A 25,604-nucleotide genomic window follows, 5' to 3' on the forward strand; every position below is an offset into this window, starting at 1 on the left:
ATATTTATTTTTTATGGTTAAACCAAATTGAAAATTATAAACCTATTCCGTTTTTAATCGCAAATGAGCGATGACGTCTTTCGATTTTACAAAATCATACTTTATCTTTTCATCGTCTTTAACTTTCTGAATACCATCCAGTAAAATTTTGTCATTTTCAGTAATTCCACTGGAAACAACATACAAATCGGGGATTTCACCAGTAATAATAATTTCCTTTGATTCCAGCACATTGTTTTTATTTACTAAAAAAACATATTTTTTATCCTGAATTTCATACGTAGCTTTTTGCGGAATTACAATAGCATTTTTAAGTGGAACATTCATTTGAACCAATCCTGTTTCTCCGTGTTTCAGTAATTTGTTTGAGTTTGGGAATCGTGCTCTGAAGGCAATATTTCCTGTTTCATTATTAAATTCACTTTCAATAACCTCGACATTTCCTTTAAATTGAAACACTTGGTTATTAGCCAATAGCAGACCTACTTTATTAGTTGCACGATCTTTTACATTGCTTTGATATTCTAAGTACTCCGGTTCTGAAACATTAAAATAGGCAAACATTTGACTGTTATCTGAAAGACTGGTTAACAGTTCCCCTTCATCAATCAGACTCCCTAATTTTAAAGGAATGCGATCAATAGTTCCAGCAAATGGCGCTCTGATTTCAGTGAATGATAAATGAAGTTTAGCCAAAGCGACTTCTGCTCTTGCCTGCTCTAATTTGGCTTGAGCCAAAGACTGCTCGTTTCTGGAAACTATATTTTTGTCGGCAAGATTTTTGGCATTTTGTAATTCAATCTCAGCGCCTTTAGCTTCTGCTTGTGCTTTTAGCAATTCTGCCTGATACATTCCCGGCATAATTCTAAATAGTAGCTGACCTGCTTTTACATATTGACCTTCATCTACATAGATATTTTGTAAATATCCTTTTTCCTGCGCTCGGATTTCAATGTTACGTACGGAACGAATTTGTGAAACATATTGTTTGGTAAACGAAGTATCAATTTTTATGGGATTGGTAACAATAAATTTTGTCTCTTCTTCTTTTTCTTCTTTTTTTGTTGTACAACTTGTTAGGCACAACAAGGCAATCAAGCCCGTGAACACGAGTATTTTATTCATGATATAAAATGGAAATTAAGCGATTAAATACTTGGAATTGGGAATTCCTTAGACATAAAAAGTCATCAGTTTCCAAAAAATATTGGAACTGCCATACCGTAAATGAAAGCCTAAAGCGTTCATAAAGTAAGCAATCTCATAAATTTAGTAACTGATTTCAGTATTAATCAAATTCTTAATACCTGCTGAATAATATAAATAGGATATGACTGGCCACAAAATGGCGCGAAGATTTTAAAATTCTTATTACAATAGTTTATGATAGACTGACAAGAAAATGTCTGATACCAAACTTTTGAAATGCCAAATTTTTCAGTTAAATTTTTGTTTAAATTTTTGTTTTTAAGAGAATCGCTGTTGGAGCATTCCTCTTCTAGATCAAAACCATCAGCATTAATAATTATACTGCTCGAACCAGTCTTAGCAAATTTTACTTGATTCGCTTGTACAAGTTTGGAAATTAATGAGCTGTAAATATCGCTGTCATGCGAAGCAGCATGAACATAATTTCCTCCGCTTTGCAGATAGAAAAACAGGTATAAAAAAAATACAGTTACTCTCATTTGGAGGCCAAAAGTAATGAAAGTAATGAAAGAAAAAAACAATTTTAATTATGTTTAACAAGTAAAAGAAAGCGAAAACGATTGAAGTTCTTTTAAAAACAGTATTAAATGAAATCCATTGATGAGTACATAATTCCTGCACCTCAATTGAGCCATTGCTTTCCCCAAGATTACTAAATCGCAAACATGTGATTACTTTCTTAGTAGTATTCCTTTATGATTGACTCAACTTAAAATGTTCATCGATAAACTATGAAAACCACATCTAATAAAGCAGTTCGATTGTGATCCAGTAGACTCCACAAAATCAAAAATCCATTTTACAAACTGTAAAATGGATTTTTTTATATCTGTTTATATTAATCAAAACATCATTTACCAAACAATATAAAGGCAATAATAAGTGTAATAATGATGTTGAACAACTGTGCAATTAAGAACGCATAAAGCGGTTTTTTACTGTTTTTGCTGAACAAATCTTTAAAATTGGTTTCTAAACCAATGCTCGTAAAAGCTAAAGCAAACCAAATTCCTTGTAAATTCTTTAATCCGTCTTTGACTGCATCCCGAGCATCAGATGTGAGTAAAAAAGAAAAAAGTAATGAAGCTGCAATAAACCCGATAACAAATTTTGGAAAACGTTCCCAAATCACTTTTAAAGTTGGTTTAGACACAGTAGCTCCATCAGATGCATTTTGAGTGTATGTCCAATAAACCGAAATAGCAAAAGCAGCTAAACCCAATAATACATTCTGAGAAAATTTAACAATCGTACTAATTTTTAAAGCCGTTTCTCCCACCAAGGAACCCGAAGCTACTACTGCTCCAGAAGTATCAATACTACCGCCTAACCATGCCCCAGTAACTTCTTCTGGGAAATTAAAGTATTTGGCAATTATCGGCATAAAAATCATCATTGGAATGGCAGTAACCAAAACCATCGAAATAACATACGAAAGCTTCTTTGAGTCTCCTTTAATCGCTCCTGATGTAGCAATAGCTGCCGAAACTCCACAAATGGAAACCGCACTGGATATCATCATGGTCAACTCGTCATCCACTTTTAGTTTTTTACACAACCAAAAAGCAAAATACCAAACCGATAATACGACTATCAAAGCTTGTATCAATCCCAAAGAACCTGCTTTAAGAATATCTGAAAATATGACGCTGGTCCCTAATAATACCAATCCAATTTTTACAAAAATTTCTGTAGAAAGTGCTGTTCTAAACCATTCTGGAAGCGTAAAAAAATTACCTATAGACAAACCGATAATCAAGCTGAAAATTACAGCCTCTAAATTGAGTCCTTTTATCTCGCTGTTTCCTGCAATAATCAATGCAATAACGGTTAATAAATAAACGACAGGAAAACCCAGCAAGAAGTTTTTTACTGACTTTCCAATCAAAAAAGCACCAATACTCCCAATCGAAATAAGGTACACAAACTGCACCATAATGATTTGTAAATTCCCATAATCAAATACATCGTTGCGTAAATCCGTACCATTTGACCACTTGAATACAGGAACCGAGGGAAGAAAAACAAAAAGGGATAACCCGATAATCAGGAAACCTAAGAGTACTACTGTCCAATCTTCATGAATTGTAAATTGCTTTGTTTTTTGTGACATTCTAATAAATAGTTATTGTTTTGGTGTCAAAATACAAATTTTTTATATGTGGATACTTAAACTTCGTTAATTTTTGCTGTCTGCTCCAGGAATTGCCTCATTTCCAGGTCTAATTTTGCTAAACTCTACAACTCCTGTTTTATCTGCCCAGACATAAATAGTATAATTCCAATTCAACAGGAAGGAATTTCAATATTCTTATAGTTATTACTACAAATATTAAAGCTCTTAAATAACACACTCAATATCTTACCATTAAATAAAATCAGAAATAAGTAATTTCATAAAACAATGTATTAAACACTTTGAAATAAATTTAAACACTACTATTTCTATAGAATTTATAAAATAAATCAATTTTTCCTTGGTGGAACAAAAAATAGTTTGCACATTTGCCTCAACAAAAGATAAAAACAAATGAAATTAATCAATTGCAATATGTGTAAAATGATGCCGGAATTTTCCGCAGCGTTTCTATTATAATTAATTTTAAAAAGATAAATAGAACCTCTGCAAACCGCAGAGGTTTTTTTATATCCATAAACAAAACAAGAAAAATACAACATAACCCTAAAAATTAACGATCATGAGCATACAAAAATTTGAAACAAATGCATTACACGCAGGTCACGACGTAACAAAAAACGCAGGAACCCGAGCAGTTCCTATTTACCAAACCAGTTCTTATGTTTTCAATAATTCAGAACATGCTGCTAATTTATTTGGCTTAGCCGAAGCTGGATTTATCTACACCCGATTAAACAATCCTACCAATGATATTTTAGAGCAACGATTAGCCGCTTTAGAAGGAGGAATCGGAGCTGTGGTTACTGCCTCAGGAACAGCAGCAATTGCAACGACTTTTCTAGTTTTATTGAAAGCCGGTGATCACATAGTTGCGTCAAATAGTCTTTATGGCGGAACCTACAATTTATTGAAAGTGACCTTACCAAGATTAGGTATTACCACCACATTTGTAGATTCTACAGAGCCCTCAAATTTTACAAATGCTGCCCAAGAAAATACCAAAGCCTTTTTTGTAGAATCATTAGGAAATCCAAAATTAGATGTGTTGGATTTAAAAGCAATTTCAACAGAGGCTAAGGCGTTTAAAGTCCCGTTTATTGTTGATAATACCGTTGCGTCTCCTTACCTACTCAATCCTATTGAATATGGAGCCGATATTGTAATTCATTCCCTGACAAAATACATTTCAGGAAACGGAACCTCACTTGGAGGCGTTGTTATTGATGCAGGAAATTTTGATTGGTCAAATGGAAAATTCCCTGAATTTACAGAACCTTCGGCGGGCTATCACGGGCTAATTTATCATGAAGCATTAGGCAATACGGCTTTTATTGCAAAAGTGAGAATAGAAGGCTTGCGTGATTTTGGTGCCGCTTTGAGTCCTTTCAACGCCTTTCAGATTATTCATGGATTAGAAACTTTACCGCTTCGAATACACAGACACAGCCAAAATGCATTGGCATTAGCTGAATGGTTAGCGCTTCAAGAAGAAGTCGCTTGGGTTAATTATCCAGGTTTAAAAACAAGTAAATATTATGATTTAGTTCAAAAATATTTACCAAAAGGACAAAGCGGTGTCGTTACTTTTGGATTAAAAGGGGGCTTTGAAGCCGCTAAAAAAGTAGCCGATGAGACTCATTTATTTTCACTTTTAGCCAATATTGGAGATACTAAATCACTTATTATTCATCCGGCAAGCACAACTCACCAGCAATTAACCGATGAGGAACAAATTGCAACAGGAGTTTCTAAAGATTTGATTCGACTTTCAGTTGGTTTAGAAGATATTGAAGACTTAAAAACAGATTTGAAAGTTGCTTTTGCAAGTATCAAAGAACTTCAAGAAATACAACAATACTAATTTTTGTTTTTTGGTTGAAAAGCGTGCCTTTGGTTTGTTTTTGGTTCCAAAGGCTGCTTTTCTAAAAACAAAAAACTACTTGAATTTTAAAACAGTAAAAAATGGAAAATATAGAAAAAATAGATCTTTTTAATTTTGATTTAGAAATAGGGAAACAGAAAACATATATTTCTTTATCCTATCAAGTTTTTGGTCTGCCCATTGGTCATGCGCCAATAGTCGTGGTGAATCATTCTTTGACAGGAAACTCAACTGTTTCCGGAAAAAACGGCTGGTGGAATGGTGTTGTGGGAGAAAACAAATCCATTGATACTAATTATTTTACCGTAATTGTTTTTAACATTCCAGGAAACGGATACGATGACCAAGTTGGGAATTTAATAGACAACTACCGTGATTTCACCGTTCGTGATATTGCCAGAATTTTTTGGGAAGGTTTATTTTATTTAAAAATAGAAACTGTTTTTACAATCATTGGTGGAAGTTTAGGTGGTGCAATTGCATGGGAAATGGCAGCTTTACAACCCGAAAGAATTGAAAATTTAATTCCAATTGCCACTGATTGGAAAGCTACTGATTGGGTAATTGCGAATGTTTTAATACAAGATCAAATTCTCAATAACTCGGACGACCCAATTGTTGATGCACGATTGCATGCTACTTTATTGTACAGAACGCCCGAATATGTAAATCAACGATTTCAAAGAAACAAACTAGACAGTTCCTCCATTCTTCAAATCGAAAATTGGTTGCTCGGTCATGGAATTCAGTTAAAAAACAGGTATCGATTGGCGGCTTATAAGTTGATGAATCATTTGCTAAAGACGAATGATATTACCCGCAATAGACAAGATTTTTTGGCTGTAGCCAATACCATTCAATCTAACATTCATCTCATTACGATTGATACTGACTGTTTGTTCATCGCTGACGAAAGCCGAAAAACCTACCGTGGACTAAAAAATATAAAGCAAAATGTTTTTTACCATCAAATTCAATCTATTCATGGACATGATGCATTCTTGATAGAATTCAACCAATTAGCAGATATATTGAACCCTATTTTTTTAAATCATAAAACACAAAATTATGTCAGCGCTTAGAATTAACATAGTTCTTTTTGGAATTGGAAACGTAGGAGGCAGTTTAATCCAACAGGTTCTGGAAAGCCAGCATTTTTTTCAGGAAAAGTATACTATCGAATTGCGTTTCCCAATCATAACCAATTCCAGTTTAGCTTTTTTTGAAAAAGAGGGTTTGGCGAATACTTGGGAAGCAAATTTTGCACAATCAGCCATTCCTTTCAGAGTCGAAGATATTATAGAATATACCACAAATCAGGGATTAGAAAATTTGATTGCCGTTGATGCAACCAATAGTCCAGAAATTATAAAATCGTATATTTCATTGATACAAAATGGTTTTAATATAGTAGCGGCTAATAAAACGGCCAATATATTACATCATGATTTTTATACTGAAATTCGTAGAAATCTAAAAAAATTCGATAAGGACTATTTATATGAAGCAAATATTAGTGCGGGATTGCCAATTCTAAACACCATTAAAGAATTGCATTTTTCAGGGGAAAAAATCACAAAAATCAGAGGTGTATTCTCCAGTTCATTGAGTTATATCTTTAATAGATTTGGAAATGAAGACATTCCGTTTTCAAAAATAATTGAAGATGCTGAAAAATTAGGCTATACCAAAACTGATTCCCGTGAAGATCTTTCCGGAAATGCTGTAGCCGAAAAATTAGTAATTCTAGCCCGAGAAATAGAGCATAAAGCAGAATTGAAAGAGGTACAAATTATGCCTTTATTAATACCTACTCTCAATGAAACCCATACAAAGTCAGTATACAAAAACAATAAAAATTTATTAGATAAACCGTATAGAATTGCTAAACTGACTCAGAATGAGAATCATGTTTTACGATACGTTGGAGAGTTTGATATTGAAAGTGAAAAAATAGAGGTCAAATTAATTTCTGTACCTATTAATTCCGCGCTTGGTCAGTTACAAAACACTGAAAATTTAGTAGAAATTTATACTAAAACAAACAGTAAAAATCCAATTATAATCCAGGGAGCCGGATCAGGTAAAGAGATAGCCGCCAGAACTATTCTAAAAGACATTTTGAAAATTTCTAATCATATCAAACAAAAAGAAACCATCTGGTTGTAGTTTGATTATTGTTTATCGCCCAAAGACGCTATAGTGATTTGTTACATTGATTTTAATCTTTCCTGTCTTATTGATATCAATCTGTTATCGTAATCTAAATTCTAGTTCAGTATCTACTTATTATAGTTGAAAACAAAAAAACAGTAAAGAAATAATAAATTATTATTTCGGTTTCCTAAAAATCAATACATTTGCACCTTATCAAGAAAAAAATGAAACACTTAGTTAACATCATCATTGTCATTATTATAATTATCATTCGATAATTATGGCGAGGTGTTATATAAATAAGTAATCAATATACAATTTATGAAACCTCCCAAATCGGGAGGTTTTTTATTTTAAATATATATGAAAAATTTAGCAACAATTATTAGTATCGTAATTATCATTATTCGTTTCACATGACGAGTCAGGATTCTATTCTCTAATAAAGCCTTTCTCAGTTCAAATTGAGAGAGGCTTTTTTTTTAACTAAAAACAAACTATTCAGCAATGAAACAAGAATTTACAATAACACTTTTCAGTGAAAAACAGGAAGGATTAATCAATAAAGTGGTCCTTATTTTGACTCGAAGAAAAACAAATATAAATAGCTTCTCCGTATTTTTTTGCAAAACAGTAAATTTATATCGCTTTACAATTACGGTTATTGAAACAGAAGTAGCCGTTCAAAACATAGTGTATCAAATGGAAAAAGTCATTGAAGTTTTTAAATGTTATTTTCAGACTGAAGCTGAACTTTTTACTCATCAAATTCTACTATTTAAGTTTCCGAATTCCGATGAAAAAGAAAAACAAGTCGCATCAATTATCAATGCCTTTCCAATTATTCAGGAAACTGATTATTGCGTTTATACCAGTAAAACGCACAAAGAAATAATCCAACAATTAGCCCCAAAAATAGCCGAATTAGACCCCATGAATTCCTTTTAATTCCAAATTTTAAATTCCAAATACTAAAAAAATGACTTTATTTAAAACTATACAACAAGCACAAAAACAACTTCAAAACGTAGTCTCTCCTACTCCACTCATCGAAAACTTAAATTTATCAGAGGAATTTGGAGCAACTGTTTTGCTAAAACGTGAAGACCTACAAGTCGTTCGATCCTATAAAATAAGAGGCGCTTATAATAAAATGTGTACACTTACCACTCCCGAAAAAGAAAACGGAATTGTCTGTGCCAGCGCTGGAAATCATGCGCAAGGCGTTGCTTTCTCCTGTCACCTTTTGAAAATAATGGGGAAAATTTATATGCCAAAAACCACGCCCAAACAAAAAGTAAAACAGGTTCAATTGTTTGGAAAAAACTATGTCGAAATTATCTTGACAGGAGACACTTTTGATGACGCTTACGCAAAAGCGGTAGCCGATGCCACACAAAATAACAAAGCGTTCATCCATCCTTTTGACGATGTAGAAGTCATTGCCGGTCAAGGAACTGTTGGGTTAGAAATTTTGGACACGTATAAAGAACCTATAGATTATGTATTTGTACCCATCGGTGGTGGCGGACTGGCTTCCGGACTTTCAACCGTATTCAAACAATTGAGTCCTAGTACTAAAATCATTGGTGTAGAACCGAAAGGAGCGCCTTCGATGAAAACTTCAATTGACAATGACAAAAACACGGCATTAGATATTATCGATAAGTTTGTTGATGGAGCTGCCGTAAAACAAGTGGGCGACCTGACTTTTGATATTTGCAAAAAAAACCTGGACGACATCATATTGGTTCCAGAAGGAAAAGTATGTACCACCATATTACGACTGTACAATGAAGAAGCCATGGTGGTCGAACCTGCCGGAGCATTAACCATCGCTGCATTAGATTTTTACAAGGACGAAATAAAAGGCAAAACAGTAGTTTGCATAGTCAGCGGCAGTAACAATGACATTGAAAGAACTGCCGAAATTAAAGAACGCTCATTACTCTACGAAGGATTAATGCATTATTTTATGATTCAGTTTCCGCAACGTCCCGGAGCATTAAAGGAATTTGTAAACGACATATTAGGCCCGGATGATGACATTACTTATTTTCAGTTTGCCAAAAAAAATAGCCGTGAAGTAGGATCAGTAGTTGTTGGGTTAGAATTGAAGAATCCAAATGACATTCAGTCCATCAAAACGAATATGAATACCAAAGGATTCGAATACCAATACCTTAATGAAAGACATGATTTATTTACTCAATTAATAGGATAACCAGCAACGCCAGCAATTTTATTCGAGATTCTTAGCGCTCACTAATTATTTTTTTATTGAAATCAAAAGTCTGTAAATACTACTATTTACAGGCTTTTTATTTCTCGTGATTATTACAAAGTGAAATCTAAATTTAATACTAAGCTAAGATTTAACTCATTGTCTAAAAAAAATTATAGTAAGTTTGTAAATGAATCCCGGTGAAATTTTTTAAAAAATACAATAATGAGTTTAAAAGATTTATTAGATAGTAGTAAAGACAAAAGCCTTTCTGGACAAAAGTGGCACATGCTAAGACAAGCAATCGTAAAACGATTATTGTCTGCCGGTAATGCTACAATAGCTGAATTAAGTTCTGAACTACAATCTAGTGTTCCAACGGTAACTAAAGCCGTTAATGAATTATTGTCAGAAGCTTACGTGATAGATCTGGGAAAAGTTACCAATAGTGGCGGAAGACGTCCTTCTTTATACAGTATCAATCCTACTTGTGCTTACTTTCTAGGCGTCGAAGTAAATATTGCCAGTATGTCCATTGGCTTACAAAACATTAAAAATGAATTTGTAAGTATTGAGTTAGGAACTTCCTTTGCATTACAAAACACTCAAGCGTCTTTATTGGAATTTTGTACTCTAATTAATTCATTCGTTGAAGACAGTTCTGTTGAAAAAAGTATGATTGTGGGAGCATGTATCAATTTTTCAGGTCGAATAAATTCAATGGAGGGATTTAGCTATAATTATTTCTTTAGTGAAAACAGACCTTTGACAGAAATCATTTCTGAGCAATTAGATTTGCCCGTTCATTTAGAAAATGATACTAGAGCAATGACTTTTGGGGAATATTCTGAAGGAGTTGTTGATGATGAACAGAATATCATATTTCTTAATTATAGTTGGGGTGTTGCTATAGGAATGATCACAGACGGAAAACTTTATTATGGTAAATCCGGTTATTCTGGAGAATTTGGACACAGTACTATCTTTGATAATGGGATTATGTGCCAGTGTGGGAAACTAGGATGTTTGGAGACTGAAATTTCAGGTTGGTCACTCGTAAATCAATTTAAGGCGGCTTTAAAGGAAGGCAAAGAATCAAAAGTAGTTCTTGATGATAATGCTTTGGCTTTACAGCATCATGCAATTATTGCGGGAGCTTTGACTTTAGAAGATACGCTATGTGTTGATTTGGTGACCAAGCAAAGTGAGAAAATGGGACGTTATTTGTCTATTCTACTCAATATCTTTAATCCTGATTTATTAGTAATTGGTGGGGATTTCGCTCAATTAGGGGATTACACACTATTACCTATTCAATCTGCATTAAAAAAATATTCACTAGGTTTAGTTAACCGTGATATGAAACTTAAAAAATCGACTTTAGGTCGTCGTGCAGGTGTCATTGGAGCTTGTTGCGTTATAAAAGAAAAGATGTTATCCCCATTAATAAATAATTAAAGATTACTTCAAAATTTTAATTATTAAAATATTTTAATAACTGTATTGCATTTATTAAATTTATTTATATATTTACGCCGTGATAATAAATAACACGGAAAAATTACATTTCAAAATTATTCTTTTACACTAATTTCTATTTACTATCCTACAAGGGATCAAGAACATAATTTAGTCCAAGAGAAAGCTCCGTGCAAAATTACTATTATAAAAAAAGAGGTTTTATATTTTAAAATTATTAATCTCAACACGCATTTTTGACTGTAATGCTCCTATTGATATGATTTTTTTTATTGGTAATGATTGTTCAAAACTAAGCCATAATTCATATTCTTAAAATATAAAGAACAGTATTTAGATTGCTAAAATAAAAAACAACAAAAATTGGGATTACCCTTTTTTATAAAATATTGATTTGTTATACCAAAAAAAAAGCCAGCATGTCCTCTAAACATTGCTGGCTGGTTCTTCACAAAAAGAACAATGGTTGGAAAAACAAATAAATAAACCAAGAAGGAAAATTATTACTAACCAAACCATTACAAAAGTATGGAATTACTACCAAAAAGCAAGCCAAAAAATCCTTGGCTTATGCCAAAATTCGGGAAAGTTATCAAATTAACGCCCCTGTTTTTAATACCTTTCACCATACAGGTATCGGCAGCAACACCTACCAGAACTGTTACTTTATTCGAAAAAAATGGACACGAGACAGTAGAAAATGAAAGAACTGCATTTAAATTATCTCTAATTGAAAAACAAATTAAGGGTAAAGTATTAGATGAATCAGGAAATCCTTTGCCGGGCGCAAATATAATTGTCAAGGGCACCAATATTTCGGCACAGACTGATTTCAATGGTAATTTTTCGTTAACTGCTCCTGATAATGCTACAAAGCTTGTTGTTTCTTATATTGGTATGGATCAACAGGAAGTAACTATTACTAGCGCTCCAATTACTGTTATATTAAAAGAATCTGGTCAGAAACTGGATGAGATTGTTATTGTGGGATATGGAACCCAAAAGAAATCAAAAATAACCGGTTCAGTATCAAAACTAGACAATAGAGTATTGGAAACGGGAGTACGCTCTAACCCTGCTTCGGCTTTGGCGGGTACTATTCCTGGTTTAAGAGTACAACAGGCTTCAGGACGTCCTGGTGCTGTACCCAATATTACATTACGTGGTGGTACAAACTATGATGGAAGTGGTTCTCCATTAGTAATGGTCGATGGTTTTTTAAGAGCCAGTTTTAGTGAAATTAACCCCGATGATATTGCTTCTATCGAAGTTTTAAAAGACGCTTCTGCAACTGCTATTTATGGTGCCAGAGCTAACAACGGAGTAATTTTGATTACAACTAAAAAAGGGAAAGCTGGTGTTTCAAACATTACCGTTAATACAAAATTAGGGATCAACACTTTAAATATTCCTTTTGAATTTTTAAATGCAAAAGACTATTTATATTGGTCCAGAAAAGCCATTCAAACTTCAGGTTCCTATGACCCTAGCCGTTTAAGCCAATTGAACTCCACTGGTCCTTTTGGTACTGGAAATCTTTACAAAGATGCAGCTGGAAACATTCTTGACGGAAACAAAAACTCGGCAGCTGTGTGGAGCCCTATGTTCAGAAATTCAGTGAATGAAGAATTATTAGGTCAAGGTTGGCAAAGTATGATTGATCCGGTTCGCACCAATGCTGCTGGAGCTTACGATCCAAACGGAACTAATAAAGAAATCATTTATAAAGATTTTAATTATAAAGACTACGCATTGAGACCTCAAGGTATAACCAAAGACCTTAATATATCCATGACTGGTGGTAACGAAAAAGGAAGTTATTATGCAGGTATTGGTTCTTATGACGAAGAAGGTTTGCCTATTAACACATTCTACAAAAGACTTACTTTTGTTTTTAATGGAGAATATAAAGTAAAACCATGGTTGACCTCTACTTCTAGTTTGAACTTTGCAACCGCTAAATGGAGAGATGCACAAACAAATGGTGAAGGAAATTATTTGACCCGTTCTTTGGGGGCACCACCTACTATGAGAGGAATGAATGCTAATGGTGATTTATTAGTAGGTCGTGATTTTGCTGATGGTAACCCTGCAGTTAATGATGCTAAGTTTATTCGTAGAAACCAATCCGATAAATTTACAATGTCCCAATCTTTCAAAGCTGATTTATTAAAAAATTTAAGCTTTAGAACCAGCGCTAACTGGTTTTATAATGAAGGTTTTAATGAGTCTTTTAATAAAGATTTTTTATCGAGTCCTAACAATATTAATAAAACACGTTCTTCATCTGCTTCATTTGGAAGATCATTGAGTCAAACCTATAATGCTACTTTAAATTTCAATACTGATTTCTTAGGGAAACACCATATTGATGCCATGGTAGGTACGGAGTATTATGACACCTATTCAAACGGATTGTCTGCTTCTGGTTCAGGAGCTCCATCTGATGATTTTATGGATTTACAATACACAAGCTCTGATAAAGACAAAAGAATTATTGACTCCTACCACACACGTCAACGTATTTTATCTTTTTTCTCTCGTGTAACTTATGACTACTACGAAAAATATTTAGTAACCTTTACTGTAAGACGTGATGGATACTCTAAATTATTAAACAATCGTTGGGGTAATTTCCCAGGAGTATCTGTGGGTTGGAATCTACATAAAGAAAATTTCTTAAGTGATTCTAAAATAGTTAACACCCTTAAATTAAGAGCAAGTTACGGCCAAAACGGAAACGTTAGTGATAACCTTATTGGACCTTATCAATTACAAGGATCTTATGGAGGAGGTAAATACGATGGAATTGTGGGTTATCAACTTAGCGGACTTCCTTTCCCTGATTTATTATGGGAACGTTCAGCAACTTATGAGTTTGGTTTAGAAACTCGTTTGTTTAATAGATTAGACCTTACTCTTGCTTACTATAACAGACAAACAAAAGACAAAATTTCAAGCTTTAGCCTTCCAGCTACCTCAGGTTTAACTTCAATTACAACAAACTTAGGGAATATGCAAAATAGAGGTCTTGAGGCGGAGTTAAATTATAGAGTCGTTAAAACCACAGATTTCTCATTAGATTTCTCTGCAAATGCAGCCTACAATACTAACAAAATATTAAAATTACCTACCAATGGTTTGGAAAATAATAGAGTTGGTGGAAGCCAGGTTTACGATAAAAACGGTAATTTAATTTGGGTTGGCGGTTTACAAGAAGGTCAAGATCCAAACGTAGCATATGCTTATGTTGCCGAGGGTATTATTAGAACTCAAGCAGAATTAGATGCTTATGCATTAACCCTGAGAGATTTAATTGGTGCCAGAGTTTTGGTACACCCAACAGTATTTAACGCTATGACTCCCGCTGAAAAAGCATTGCATTATCCTATAGCATTAGGTGACGTGAAGTGGAAAGATGTAAACGGAGATGGCATTATTAATAGCTATGACAGGGAATACATGGGACGTACCGTACCAACAGTTACTGGTGGTTTTGGTTTCAATGCCAAATGGAAAGGGTTCTCATTTAGCTCTCGTTTTGACTACGCCTTAGGTCATGTTCAATACGACGGACCTAGAACTTGGTTCTTAAGTAACGCTCAAGGGACATTTAACACTACTAAAGAAGTACTTGATACCTGGACGCCTGAGAATCCAAATGCAAAATATCCAACCTACTACTGGGCAGATCAATTGTTTAAAAACAATACCTTCCGTACCTCAAGTATGTTCTATAATAAAGCCGATTATTTAGCATTCCGCGAAATTAGTTTAGCCTATTCATTGCCTGCTGATTTATTAACTAAGTTAAAAATTGAAGGAATTAAATTTACCTTAACCGGGCAAAATTTAGGTTATATGAGTAAATCAACTTTATTCACTCCAGAAGCAACAGATCAAGGGATAAATGTTACAGGAGGGTATCCATTACCACGTACAGTAATTTTTGGTGTTCAATTTATTTTATAAAAAACTATGAAAAAGATATTAATAGGATTTGCATTATTGACGTTATCAATTACGTTTAATGCTTGCGACAATCTGGATTTAGCTCCAGAAGATTATTACGCTAGTGAGAGCTTTTGGAAAACCCCTTCTCAAGTTGACGGGGCAATGGTTGGATTACACCAACAATTAAGAAACTATCAACTTACATTGTTTAACTTAGGGGAACTAAGAGGAGGCACATTAAGAGACGGAACCAGTTTTACAGGAACTGCGTCTTTAAACTCAGGATCTATAGTTCGTCAGGATTTAAGAGAATCTTCTCCCGGTATTTCAGGTTGGGCAGGGTTTTATGCTGCTATATTTCAGGTAAATAATTTAATTTATCAGGTAGAAAGAGCCGATTATTTAGTAGCTGCAGATAAGAGTTACTATTTAGGTCAAGCGTATGGTTTAAGAGCTTTTTACTATTTTCAATTGTATCGCACGTATGGCAGAGTACCCTTAGCAAAAGAACCAAAAGTAGCTATTAGTACTCCAACAACGGCTCAGGATGCCTATTTGCCACGTACTACAACAGAAAAAGAGACTTTAGACTTTATTAAAGAAGATATCAATAAATCTGTCGCTAATTTTTCTGGAAATTATACAACCAAAATGCAAAAAGCACAATGGTCTTTAGGTGCTTCTCAAATGTTACAGGCTGAAATCTATTTATGGTCTGCAAAGGTAAAGATTGATGGAGCTGCACCAACAAGTACAACTGCTGATTTAGCTGTCGCAAGAGCTGCCGTAGAAGCTGTTATCCCTAAATATAGCTTGCAATCGAGCTTTGCCAATGTGTTTAATTCAGCCGCTACAGCTGCAATTAAAGGGAACAACGAGATTATTTTTGCCATGAGATATGGTTTTGGAGAGGCAACAAATAGCTATGGACAATTTATTTACGCTATTACGGATCCATTAAGTGGCTATGTAGATGATAAAGGTGTAGCAATTCCTGCCGGCGACCCGCTGAAGGTAAATGGTGGTGGAACCATTATCCGTTATGAGTATAAATACGATTTATATCAAAAATACGATGCTGCAGATACCAGAGGAAATGTTACTTTCTTAAATTTTAACAAAGGAACAATTCATGCAACTAATTTGCGTAAGTTTATCGGTACTATTGTTGATGGTGCCCGAATTTTCTCGGATGACTTCCCTGTCTACCGTCTTTCTGAGGCTATCTTAATGTTGGCCGAGATTAAAAACAAACAAGGTCAAGATCCATCTGCTGAAATTAATGCAATCAGAACCCGTGCTTATGCAGGTGGTGGCGGTGTTGCCCCAGTATATGCAAATGGATCCTTCGAGCAAAACGAATTGGCTATTTTTGCTGAAAGACAAAAAGAATTTGTAGCCGAAGGAAAAATTTGGTATGACTTACGTCGTATGCAAGATGCTTCGGGAAATCCTTTAGCATTCAGAAAAGATTTACCATTAACTGGTGTATTGGACAATATTGCGGGTCAAAACCATAAATTGCTATGGCCAATAGACCTAAGTACTTTAACCAGTGATCAAACTTTAGGACTAGATGCCCAAAATCCAGGTTATAAAGGAACTTAATCCTTTTTTACTGACAAAACCGGCAAAGAAAACTTTGTCGGTTCTTTTTAAAATAATAATTCTAATAAATCGACTTCCTGCAAATTAGTTTTTAAATTAGTGCAGAAAATTTATTAGGAACCACAGTATCAACAACAATTGAAAAAAAGTAATAAAACTCAAATTTGAGATTTAAAGGTAAACCGGAAAATTCAACTGTTTCCTTACTGAAAAAAAATATAAAAACATATTCTCATGAAAATTGAACACTTACAAGGACTTATATCAGCTCCTTTTACGCCCTTTGACAGCAACGGAAAATTAGACGTTAGCCTAATTCCAGCCTACTATACTTTTCTTAAACGAAACGGAATAACGGGTGCTTTTATTAATGGCTCTACAGGAGAAGGCGTTTCTATTACCTTACAAGAGAAGAAAACGGTTGCTCAAGCTTGGGCAGATTGTTCTAACCATGATGCCGACTTTAAAGTAATGGTCTTCTTAGGCGGAACTTGTCTTACGGATTGCATTGACCTAGCAAAACATGCGTATGAAATAGGGTTGTATGCTGTTTCACTAACTGCTCCATTTTATTTCAAACCAGCTAATGTAGATATGTTGGCGCAAGCCTGTATCGAAGTTGGAAAAAGTGTTCCTAATATGCCTTTCTATTATTACCACATTCCAATATTGACAGGTGTAAACTTACCAATGTTTGATTTAGTGCAGGCCTTAGACGGGAAACTTCCGAATTTTGCCGGCATAAAATATACACACGAAGATTTCATGGATTTCCAAAGTTGTATGAGTTATGAAAATGGCAAATTTGATATGCTTTGGGGACGAGATGAGAATATGTTATCTGCATTAGTATTAGGTGCCAAAGGTGCTGTAGGAAGTACTTTCAATTATGCGGCTCCGTTATACTATGATTTAATTGCGGCTTTTAATGCAAATGATTTAGTTACAGCCCGTGCTTTACAGCAAAAATCAATCAATATGATTCGCTTATTGGGTAAATATGGAGGAATTTCAGTAGGTAAAGCCTATATGAAAGTGGTAGGATTGGATTTAGGTGCATTTAGATTGCCTGTTAAAAACATGAGTGCTGACCAATTTGAATTGTTCAAAAAAGATGTCGAAAATCTCAATTTTGAAGATTTCAAGTCAAAATAACTTCGTTCGTTTTATTTTAAAACAAATACTATGAATAACTATTTTTCTTCTTTAATCCTTTCCTTACTTATTATGTCGACAACAGATGCCCTTTCTCAAAAAAAAGCTGTAAACCATATTGAATGGAAAAAAGCAGCACAACTACAAAATGCTGATGGAAGTATATCATTGGGTTTTGCTGGTGCAATTAATGGTATTACTAACGATGTTTTAATTGTTTCGGGAGGCGCAAATTTCCAAGATAAAATGCCTTGGGAAGGTGGAAAAAAACACTATTCAAAAGAAATTCATGTATTGCAGAAATGCAAGAATAAATACAGTTGGAACAAAGATGTACAAAGTACATTGCCAGAACCTATCGCCTATTGTGGTTCAACTTCAACTGATTTAGGAGTAGTATATGTAGGTGGTGAAAATGAAAATGGACTTTCTAATAAAGCGTTTATCTTAAAGTGGAATGCATCCAAAAATGAGGTTGAAATAAAATCGCTACCTAATTTTCCGGTAGCTATTACAAATATTGGCTTAACACATATTGGCAATGTAGTTTATGCCATTGGTGGTGATGAGGCTACTAAATCTTCTAATGATTTTTTAAGCCTTGATCTAAATAGCAAAAATCCGGAATGGAAAACACTTCCGAAATTACCTATCGCTCTGGCAAATTCAGTTACGGTAGTTCAAAAAGACAAAAACGGAACCAATATTTATGTGATTGGCGGAAGAACCAAAACACCTACGGGCATCAGTGATTTACACAATACTACTTTTGTTTTTAACATTAAAAAACAAATCTGGGAAAGTCGTGCAAACATATCTGATGGAAAAAACACAACCAACTTTTCCGCAGGTGCAGGTGTTGCTGTAGGCAATCATTCAATCGTAATTGTTGGTGGTGATAATGGTGAGACTTTTCATAAAATTGAAACCTATTTGTCCCAAATTGCAAAAACTGATTCTCCAGAAGAAAAAGCAAAACTATCCGTAGAGAAGAATAAGTTGAATACAAATCATGATGGTTTTTATAAAGGAATTTTGGTATACAACACCCGTACAGATTCATGGTCTACCATTGGTGAACTGCCCTTTCTTACTCATGTAACTACAACAGCCACACTCTGGAATGACGACATTGTTTTATCAAATGGGGAAGTAAAACCAGGCATTCGTACTCCTGATGTTATGTTAGGAACAATAAAATAACGACACAAACAATTGGTTTTAAATTCTTTTGACGTTGAAAAAGAAAATTAAAACTAAAAAAAATAAAATATGAAAAATACAAAGCATTATCCTTGGATTGTAGTTGGTTTACTCTGGCTGGTAGCATTGTTAAACTATATGGACAGACAAATGTTGGCCACGATGCGTCCGTCAATGGAAGCCGACATCCCTGAATTAGTTTCCGGTGAGAATTTTGGCCGTCTAATGGCTATATTTCTTTGGATTTATGCTTTAATGAGTCCTATTTCCGGAATTATTGCTGACAAATTAAACCGAAAATGGTTGATTGTAGGCAGTTTATTTGTGTGGTCAGCGGTCACTTATGCAATGGGATATGCTACAACTTACAATCAGGTATATTGGTTAAGAGCGCTTATGGGAGTGAGTGAAGCCCTTTATATTCCAGCGGGTTTATCACTAATAGCCGATTATCATCAGCAAAAAACAAGATCGCTGGCTATTGGTATTCACATGACTGGACTTTATGTGGGTTCTGCATTAGGAGGTTTTGGAGCTACCATCGCAGCTACCTATTCTTGGCATACCACTTTTCATTATTTTGGAATCATTGGTGTTGTCTATGCATGCGTTTTGGTATTCTTATTAAAAGAGAAAAAAGCTACTGAAATAAAACCTATTGATATAGATTTGATAACAACAAGTGAAAAAAAATCGCTGTTTAAAGGTTTAGCACTTCTCTTCACGAACATCTCTTTCTGGGTTATCTTATTCTATTTTGCCATAATCAGTTTACCGGGCTGGGCTACAAAAAACTGGCTGCCTACCCTATTTTCAGAAAACTTAGCAATCCCTATGGAACAGGCAGGTCCTTTAGCAACTATCGCCATATCCTTTTCATCATTATTGGGAGTGATTTTCGGAGGTATTCTATCAGACAAATGGGTACAAAAAAATATAAAAGGCAGGGTTTATACCAGTGCGATTGGTTTGAGTTTAACGATTCCTGCATTATTGTTAATTGGTTTTGGAGATTCATTATTCAATGTTGTAGGTGCCGTACTTTGTTTCGGTATCGGTTACGGAATGTTTGATGCCAATAATATGCCCATTATATGTCAATTTGTTTCTTCAAAATACCGGGGAACGGCCTATGGTGTCCTAAATATGACCGGAGTTGGTTGTGGTGCATTAGTAACTTCATTATTAGGCAAATCATCGGATAGCGGGACTTTAGGTTACGGCTTTGCTTTGATGGCGGGAGTTGTTGCAATTGCATTAGTAGTCCAAGTCAGTTTTCTGCGTCCAAAAGTGAATGATTTTGTCGATGCCTAAAATACACTAGTATCGTTTACTAAGTTCAAAAATTTGTTTTAAGTTGGTTTTTGGTTTTTATCTGTTAAGGCGGAGCCTTGTGTTCCGCCTTGCGGATAATTTATGCCCATTTTTAATGATTTTTAAAAAAAATAAAAACATAAATACAATGAAAAGGAATCTATTTTTAGTGGTCTTTTTAATTTCAATAGTCACTCATTTTGAGTCAATTGCACAAAAAGCAATACTCAAAGTAGCTTGCATTGGGGATTCCGTTACAGCAGGTTATCTCCTGTCTGATGCTACCAATGAATCCTATCCTTCGCAGCTTCAAATCTTGATGGGCAGACAATATGAAGTGAAAAATTTTGGGCATAGTGGAGCAACACTTTTGAAAAAAGGAAGTAAGCCATATTCCAATACAACCGAATGTGCAGATGCCATTGCATACAGACCAGATATCGCTATTATTCATTTGGGTTTAAATGATACAGATCCAAGAAATTGGCCCAATTACAAAGAAGAATTTGATGCCGATTACACTTGGTTGATAGACACTTTAAAAAAACAAAATCCGGCAGTCAAAATTTACATCTGTCGATTGACACCCATATTTAATGAGCATCCTCGTTTTAAATCAGGAACCAGAGAATGGTTTTGGAAGATTCAATCACATATATCAAATATTGCAAAAGCAAATCAAGTGGGTTTAATTGACTTACATGAAAAGTTATACCATCGTCCCGATCTTTTTCCCGATGCTTTGCACCCTACAAAAGAAGGAGCAACTATTCTGGCCAAAACCGTTTATGAAAACATCACTCAAGATTTTGGTGGATTAAAATTAGCTGCTGTTTTCACGGACAATATGGTTTTGCAACGCAATCAACCCATTCCAGTTTATGGAACCGCTAATGGAGGTGATACTATAGAAGTAACTTTTAAACAACAAAAAAAGAACGTCATTGTCGACAAATATGGAAAATGGAAAATCACTTTTCCTTCTTTGAAAAAAGGCGGACCGTATGAAATGACTGTCAAATCTAAGGAAACAAACATTGTTTTGAAGAATATTCTAATTGGAGATGTTTGGTTTTGTTCCGGACAGTCGAATATGGCATTTCAACTTCAAAATTCAGAAAACGGTGCAGCAGAAGTAAAAAAAGCTATAGCAAATTCCACTATTCGATTATTCAATGCAAAAGCGATTTGTGATACTGATGAAACGGCTTGGGATGCTGCCACTTTGGTAAAAACCAATCAGCTGGAATTCTTTTCCGGAAGTTGGTCAGTATGCGATTCGATAAGTGCCAAAGATTTCTCGGCCATTGCCTATTACTTTGGTAAAAACATCGCTCACGAAGAAAATGTACCTGTAGGTTTAATTCAAGTTGCCGTTGGAGGATCACCAATAGAATCTTGGATAGACAGAAATACCTTAGAATATGACGACAAAGTAGTTGATGTATTAACCAACTGGCGCAAATCGGATTTTATCATGCCTTGGGTTAGAGAACGTGCTAATGTGAATTTGAAAAATGCAACAAATGTAAAACAACGCCATCCGTATGATCCTTCCTATAATTTTGAAGCTGGAGTGGAAACTTTTACAAAATTCCCGATAAAAGGTGTGATTTGGTACCAAGGCGAAAGCAATGCACACAACGTTGAATTATATGAACATCTCATGCCAAAATTAGTAGAAAGTTGGCGTAAAGCTTGGGACGCTAACCTACCCTTCTATTATGTTCAATTATCAGGTATTGAGCGACCAACTTGGCCAGCCTTCAGAGATATGCAAAACAGATTGCAAAATAAGATTCTAAACAGCGGAATGGCAATAAGTATGGATTATGGAGATGCTCTAAATGTCCATCCAATTAAGAAAAAAGAAGTGGCAGATCGTTTGGCGCTTTTGGCCTTGCGCTACACCTATGGAAAAGCTGTAATTGCGAATGGTCCTTCCGCTTTGAAAGCCATACAAAAAGGCGACACTATTCTAGTTTCGTTTGCATTTGCAAAACAATTAACTACGGCAGACAAAAAAGAGTTAATTGGTTTTGAATTGGTAAATGACAAAGGAATTCACTTTCAAAGTAAAGCCGAAATTGTAAAAAATCAAGTCATTATTACTATCCCTAAAGGAGAAAAAATAAAGACTGTTTTATATGCATGGAAACCTTTTAGCACAGCTAATTTAGTGAATGAAGCTGGTTTACCATGTTCCACTTTTAAACTTGAACTCCATGCAATTACCAAAAACTAAAAGAGATTCCGTAAGGCAGATAATCACATACAGTCAAATGTGTTTGACTAAATGACGTCCAAATTAACCCTAGTACAAAATAAAATATAGTAGTTACATAACATATAGTAAAGAAAATGAGTTATTCAAAAATAGATCTTCAAAACCTCAGAAACTTTTATCAGAATCAATTGTTAAATGACACCGTTCCCTTTTGGTTTCCACGCTCTATTGATACCGATTTTGGAGGTTATTTATTAATGCGTGATCAAGACGGAAGTTTAATAGATGATGATAAAGCCGTCTGGATACAAGGGCGTGCCGCTTGGTTATTGGCAACACTTTACAATACAGTTGAGCCAAAACAAGAATGGCTGGAAGGTTCAAAAACAGGAATTGATTTTTTGAACAACCATTGCTTTGATACTGATGGACAGATGTTTTTTCACGTAACACGAGATGGGCAACCCATACGCAAACGCCGTTATTTCTTTTCGGAAACCTTTGCGGTTATTGCCATGTCAGCTTACGCCAAAGCTAGCGGAGATGAAACAGTAGCTGAAAAAGCGCGATTTTTATTCGGAAAATGTATTGAATACTCTACTAATCCCGATTTATTAGAACCTAAATTCACCGCCACCCGACCGTCAAAAGGAATTGGCACACCTATGATTCTAATAAATACAGCGCAACAGTTACGAGAAAATATTGGAGATCCGCGTTGTGATGAATGGATTAGCAAATGGATTGCTGAAATTGAAACCTATTTTGTAAAAGATGATATTAAATGTGTGATGGAACAAGTGGCTCCAGATGGTTCTATTATTGATCACATTGATGGTCGTACCTTGAATCCTGGTCATGCTATTGAAGGAGCTTGGTTTATTTTGCATGAAGCAAAATACCGCAATAATGACCCGCACTTGATTGCTTTAGGTTGCAAGATGCTGGATTATATGTGGGAACGCGGATGGGATAAAGAACATGGCGGTATTCTCTATTTCCGAGATGTATATGACAAACCAGTACAGGAATACTGGCAGGATATGAAATTCTGGTGGCCACAAAACGAAGTGATTATCGCAACACTGCTCGCCTATACTATGACTGGCAATGAAAAATATGCCACATGGCACAAAATGGTGCATGATTATGGGTACACTAAATTCCATGATGCAGCAAACGGAGAATGGTTTGGCTATTTACATAAAGACGGAACCATTGCCCAAACGGCAAAAGGAAATATGTTCAAAGGACCGTTTCATTTGCCAAGACAGGAATGGTATTGTTTGCAATTACTTAATGAATATCTCAATGCTAATTACTATCATTGCTCAACGATCAATCAAATAAACAATTTCTAATTAAAACTGTATCAGTTAATAACCCAATAATATTAAAAAACATGAAAAAATCACTTCTTCTTTTATGTGCTTTTTACTTGTATGGAACCACATCGATTGGCCAAACAAATACACCCCAAATCAATAGTATTTCATTAATTCAAACTGAACTTCCAACTGGTTTGGGAGATACTGACCAGCGGATTTTGGCAGTAAAAGTTTCCGCAAACAGCGGTATTGGTTCAAATACCGTAAATGCAATGAAATTTACTATGGGAGGAACTACCAATATTGCCAATGTCACCAATATCAAAGTCTACTCAAGTGGAGCCAATGCTGTTTTTAATGCAGCAACCGCTACCTTATTTGGAACTGTAAAACCTGCAACAGGAAATCTGGTCGTAAATGGATCGCAAACATTAGCTTCAGGAGATAATTATTTTTGGATTACTTATGATGTTGCAGCTGGTGCAAAAGAAGGAAATGTATTAGATGCCACCTGTGAATCAATAGTAGTAAACAAAATCCCTAACAATATCACCATCAATAGCGTTGCCGGTAACAGAGTGATATTATTAGCAAATACACTTTTATTTTCACCTGGCGATGCCGGATCATTAAACTATCGTATTCCAGCAATCATAACTGCAGCCGATGGCTCATTAGTAACCGTAACGGATAAAAGATGGAATCATGCCGGAGATTTAGCCGCCAAAATTGATCCTGTAGTTCGTCGCAGTACTGATAAAGGAAAAACTTGGTCAGAACCACTGATTATTGCAAACTTTGGAGGACCAAATGGAGCCGGAGACGCCGCATTAGTGCTAGACCATACAAATGGAAATTTATTATGCATCCTTTCATCAGAAAGAGGATTTTTTCAATCTACAAATGCTGTCCCAGCTAAAGTTTTAATCGTTCGCAGTACCGATAATGGTATAACTTGGGGAACACCAGTTGATGTAACCAATCAAATTTATGGCCCTAACCCTAAATGGAAAGGTCTATTTGTTGCCTCGGGTAGGGCACATCAATTGCGCGATGGAAAAATTGTGGCAGCTATAGCAGTTCGTGAAGATATCGATGGAAAAGATCACATCAATAATTATATGATTAGCAGCAGTGACCACGGAATTACTTGGACAGCATCAACTGCCCGAGTTGAATTAGATGGTGATGAATCGAAAATAGTTGAATTAAACAACGGCGATTTGTTGATGAGTATTCGTAATAAAGGTTTGCGTCGCTTTAATATCTCTTCAGATAAAGGCCTCACTTGGAAAACAGCTTATAATCAATCTGATCTTCCAGACCCGAATTGTGACGGAGATATTATACGCTACACTTCAACTTTAGACGGATATAACAAAAACCGTTTGTTGCACACCATCCCATTTTCGGCAGACAGATCTAATGTTTCTGTTTTAATGAGTACTGACGAAGGAGCTACTTGGCCGATTAGAAAAACCATTTTTGCGGGAGCTTCAGCATATTCGAGCCTAACCGTATTGCCTGATGGAACTCTTGGGATTTATTATGAAAACGGAGAAAATTCTATCTACCAAATGTATTTCGTGCGTTTCAGTCTTGATTGGTTGAGTAATGGTTCAGACACTTTTGTTGAAAATAAGCCAACCAAAAAGGAAAAACAAAAAAATCGCAAGTAAAATACACTGATTGCATTTTAATGCTATACCATCAATCCTGAAACT

At 35.0% G+C, this 25,604-nt stretch carries 16 protein-coding genes; 14 read left to right on the forward strand and 2 right to left on the reverse strand.

The genetic code is table 11. From position 1 onward, the window contains the following. Window positions 1–42: 42 nt before the first annotated feature. Both CLV00_RS13915 and CLV00_RS13925 read right to left on the reverse strand, forming a co-directional pair. Complete coding sequence (locus CLV00_RS13915) at window positions 43–1,125, reverse strand: efflux RND transporter periplasmic adaptor subunit (RefSeq protein ID WP_099715745.1); 1,083 nt, start codon at window positions 1,123–1,125, stop codon at window positions 43–45. A gap of 934 nt (window positions 1,126–2,059) precedes the next feature. Further along, window positions 2,060–3,322 (reverse strand): YeiH family protein, encoded by a 1,263-nt coding sequence (locus CLV00_RS13925; protein WP_099715747.1) that lies wholly within the window; start codon window positions 3,320–3,322, stop codon window positions 2,060–2,062. 586 nt (window positions 3,323–3,908) lie between these two features. Between CLV00_RS13925 and CLV00_RS13935 the strand changes: the two genes are divergently transcribed. The 14 genes from CLV00_RS13935 (at window position 3,909) to CLV00_RS14000 (ending at window position 25,559) form a co-directional block, all read left to right on the forward strand. Continuing rightward, window positions 3,909–5,210: an O-acetylhomoserine aminocarboxypropyltransferase/cysteine synthase family protein gene (locus CLV00_RS13935; RefSeq protein ID WP_099715749.1), complete on the forward strand. Its 1,302-nt coding sequence runs from the start codon at window positions 3,909–3,911 to the stop codon at window positions 5,208–5,210. A gap of 101 nt (window positions 5,211–5,311) precedes the next feature. Further along, window positions 5,312–6,313 (forward strand): alpha/beta fold hydrolase, encoded by a 1,002-nt coding sequence (locus tag CLV00_RS13940; protein WP_099715750.1) that lies wholly within the window; start codon window positions 5,312–5,314, stop codon window positions 6,311–6,313. Further along, entirely contained in the window at window positions 6,300–7,400 is a 1,101-nt protein-coding gene (locus tag CLV00_RS13945) for an aspartate kinase (protein ID WP_099715751.1), read from the forward strand. Before CLV00_RS13940 ends, CLV00_RS13945 begins: the two co-directional genes overlap by 14 nt. Before the next feature lie 495 nt (window positions 7,401–7,895). Next, window positions 7,896–8,336: an ACT domain-containing protein gene (locus CLV00_RS13950; protein ID WP_099715752.1), complete on the forward strand. Its 441-nt coding sequence runs from the start codon at window positions 7,896–7,898 to the stop codon at window positions 8,334–8,336. A 31-nt stretch (window positions 8,337–8,367) separates the two neighbouring features. Further along, window positions 8,368–9,612 (forward strand): threonine ammonia-lyase IlvA, encoded by a 1,245-nt coding sequence (ilvA, locus tag CLV00_RS13955; protein WP_099715753.1) that lies wholly within the window; start codon window positions 8,368–8,370, stop codon window positions 9,610–9,612. A gap of 225 nt (window positions 9,613–9,837) precedes the next feature. Beyond that, window positions 9,838–11,070 carry an ROK family protein gene (locus tag CLV00_RS13960; RefSeq protein WP_099715754.1) on the forward strand — a complete coding sequence of 411 codons (1,233 nt, stop codon included), beginning with the start codon at window positions 9,838–9,840 and terminating at the stop codon, window positions 11,068–11,070. A gap of 549 nt (window positions 11,071–11,619) precedes the next feature. Beyond that, the gene (locus tag CLV00_RS13965) at window positions 11,620–15,063 is read left to right on the forward strand and encodes a TonB-dependent receptor (protein ID WP_199074806.1); all 3,444 of its coding nucleotides are present in this window, start codon (window positions 11,620–11,622) and stop codon (window positions 15,061–15,063) included. 6 nt (window positions 15,064–15,069) lie between these two features. Then, a complete protein-coding gene (locus tag CLV00_RS13970) occupies window positions 15,070–16,653 on the forward strand; it encodes a RagB/SusD family nutrient uptake outer membrane protein (protein ID WP_099715755.1) in 1,584 nt (527 codons plus the stop codon). A 234-nt stretch (window positions 16,654–16,887) separates the two neighbouring features. Continuing rightward, window positions 16,888–17,808, forward strand: coding sequence for a dihydrodipicolinate synthase family protein (locus tag CLV00_RS13975; RefSeq protein WP_099715756.1), 921 nt, complete (start codon window positions 16,888–16,890; stop codon window positions 17,806–17,808). Window positions 17,809–17,838: 30 nt separating this feature from the next. Continuing rightward, window positions 17,839–19,011, forward strand: coding sequence for a kelch repeat-containing protein (locus CLV00_RS13980; RefSeq protein ID WP_099715757.1), 1,173 nt, complete (start codon window positions 17,839–17,841; stop codon window positions 19,009–19,011). 69 nt (window positions 19,012–19,080) lie between these two features. Further along, window positions 19,081–20,325 carry an MFS transporter gene (locus tag CLV00_RS13985; RefSeq protein ID WP_099715758.1) on the forward strand — a complete coding sequence of 415 codons (1,245 nt, stop codon included), beginning with the start codon at window positions 19,081–19,083 and terminating at the stop codon, window positions 20,323–20,325. Window positions 20,326–20,473: 148 nt separating this feature from the next. Beyond that, the gene (locus CLV00_RS13990) at window positions 20,474–22,570 is read left to right on the forward strand and encodes a GDSL-type esterase/lipase family protein (RefSeq protein WP_099716359.1); all 2,097 of its coding nucleotides are present in this window, start codon (window positions 20,474–20,476) and stop codon (window positions 22,568–22,570) included. Window positions 22,571–22,686: 116 nt separating this feature from the next. Continuing rightward, window positions 22,687–23,913 (forward strand): AGE family epimerase/isomerase, encoded by a 1,227-nt coding sequence (locus tag CLV00_RS13995; protein WP_099715759.1) that lies wholly within the window; start codon window positions 22,687–22,689, stop codon window positions 23,911–23,913. A gap of 41 nt (window positions 23,914–23,954) precedes the next feature. Next, complete coding sequence (locus tag CLV00_RS14000) at window positions 23,955–25,559, forward strand: sialidase family protein (protein WP_099715760.1); 1,605 nt, start codon at window positions 23,955–23,957, stop codon at window positions 25,557–25,559. Window positions 25,560–25,604: the final 45 nt, after the last annotated feature.

This window comes from Flavobacterium sp. 11 (assembly GCF_002754315.1).
In the GTDB taxonomy this organism is placed as follows: domain Bacteria; phylum Bacteroidota; class Bacteroidia; order Flavobacteriales; family Flavobacteriaceae; genus Flavobacterium; species Flavobacterium algoritolerans.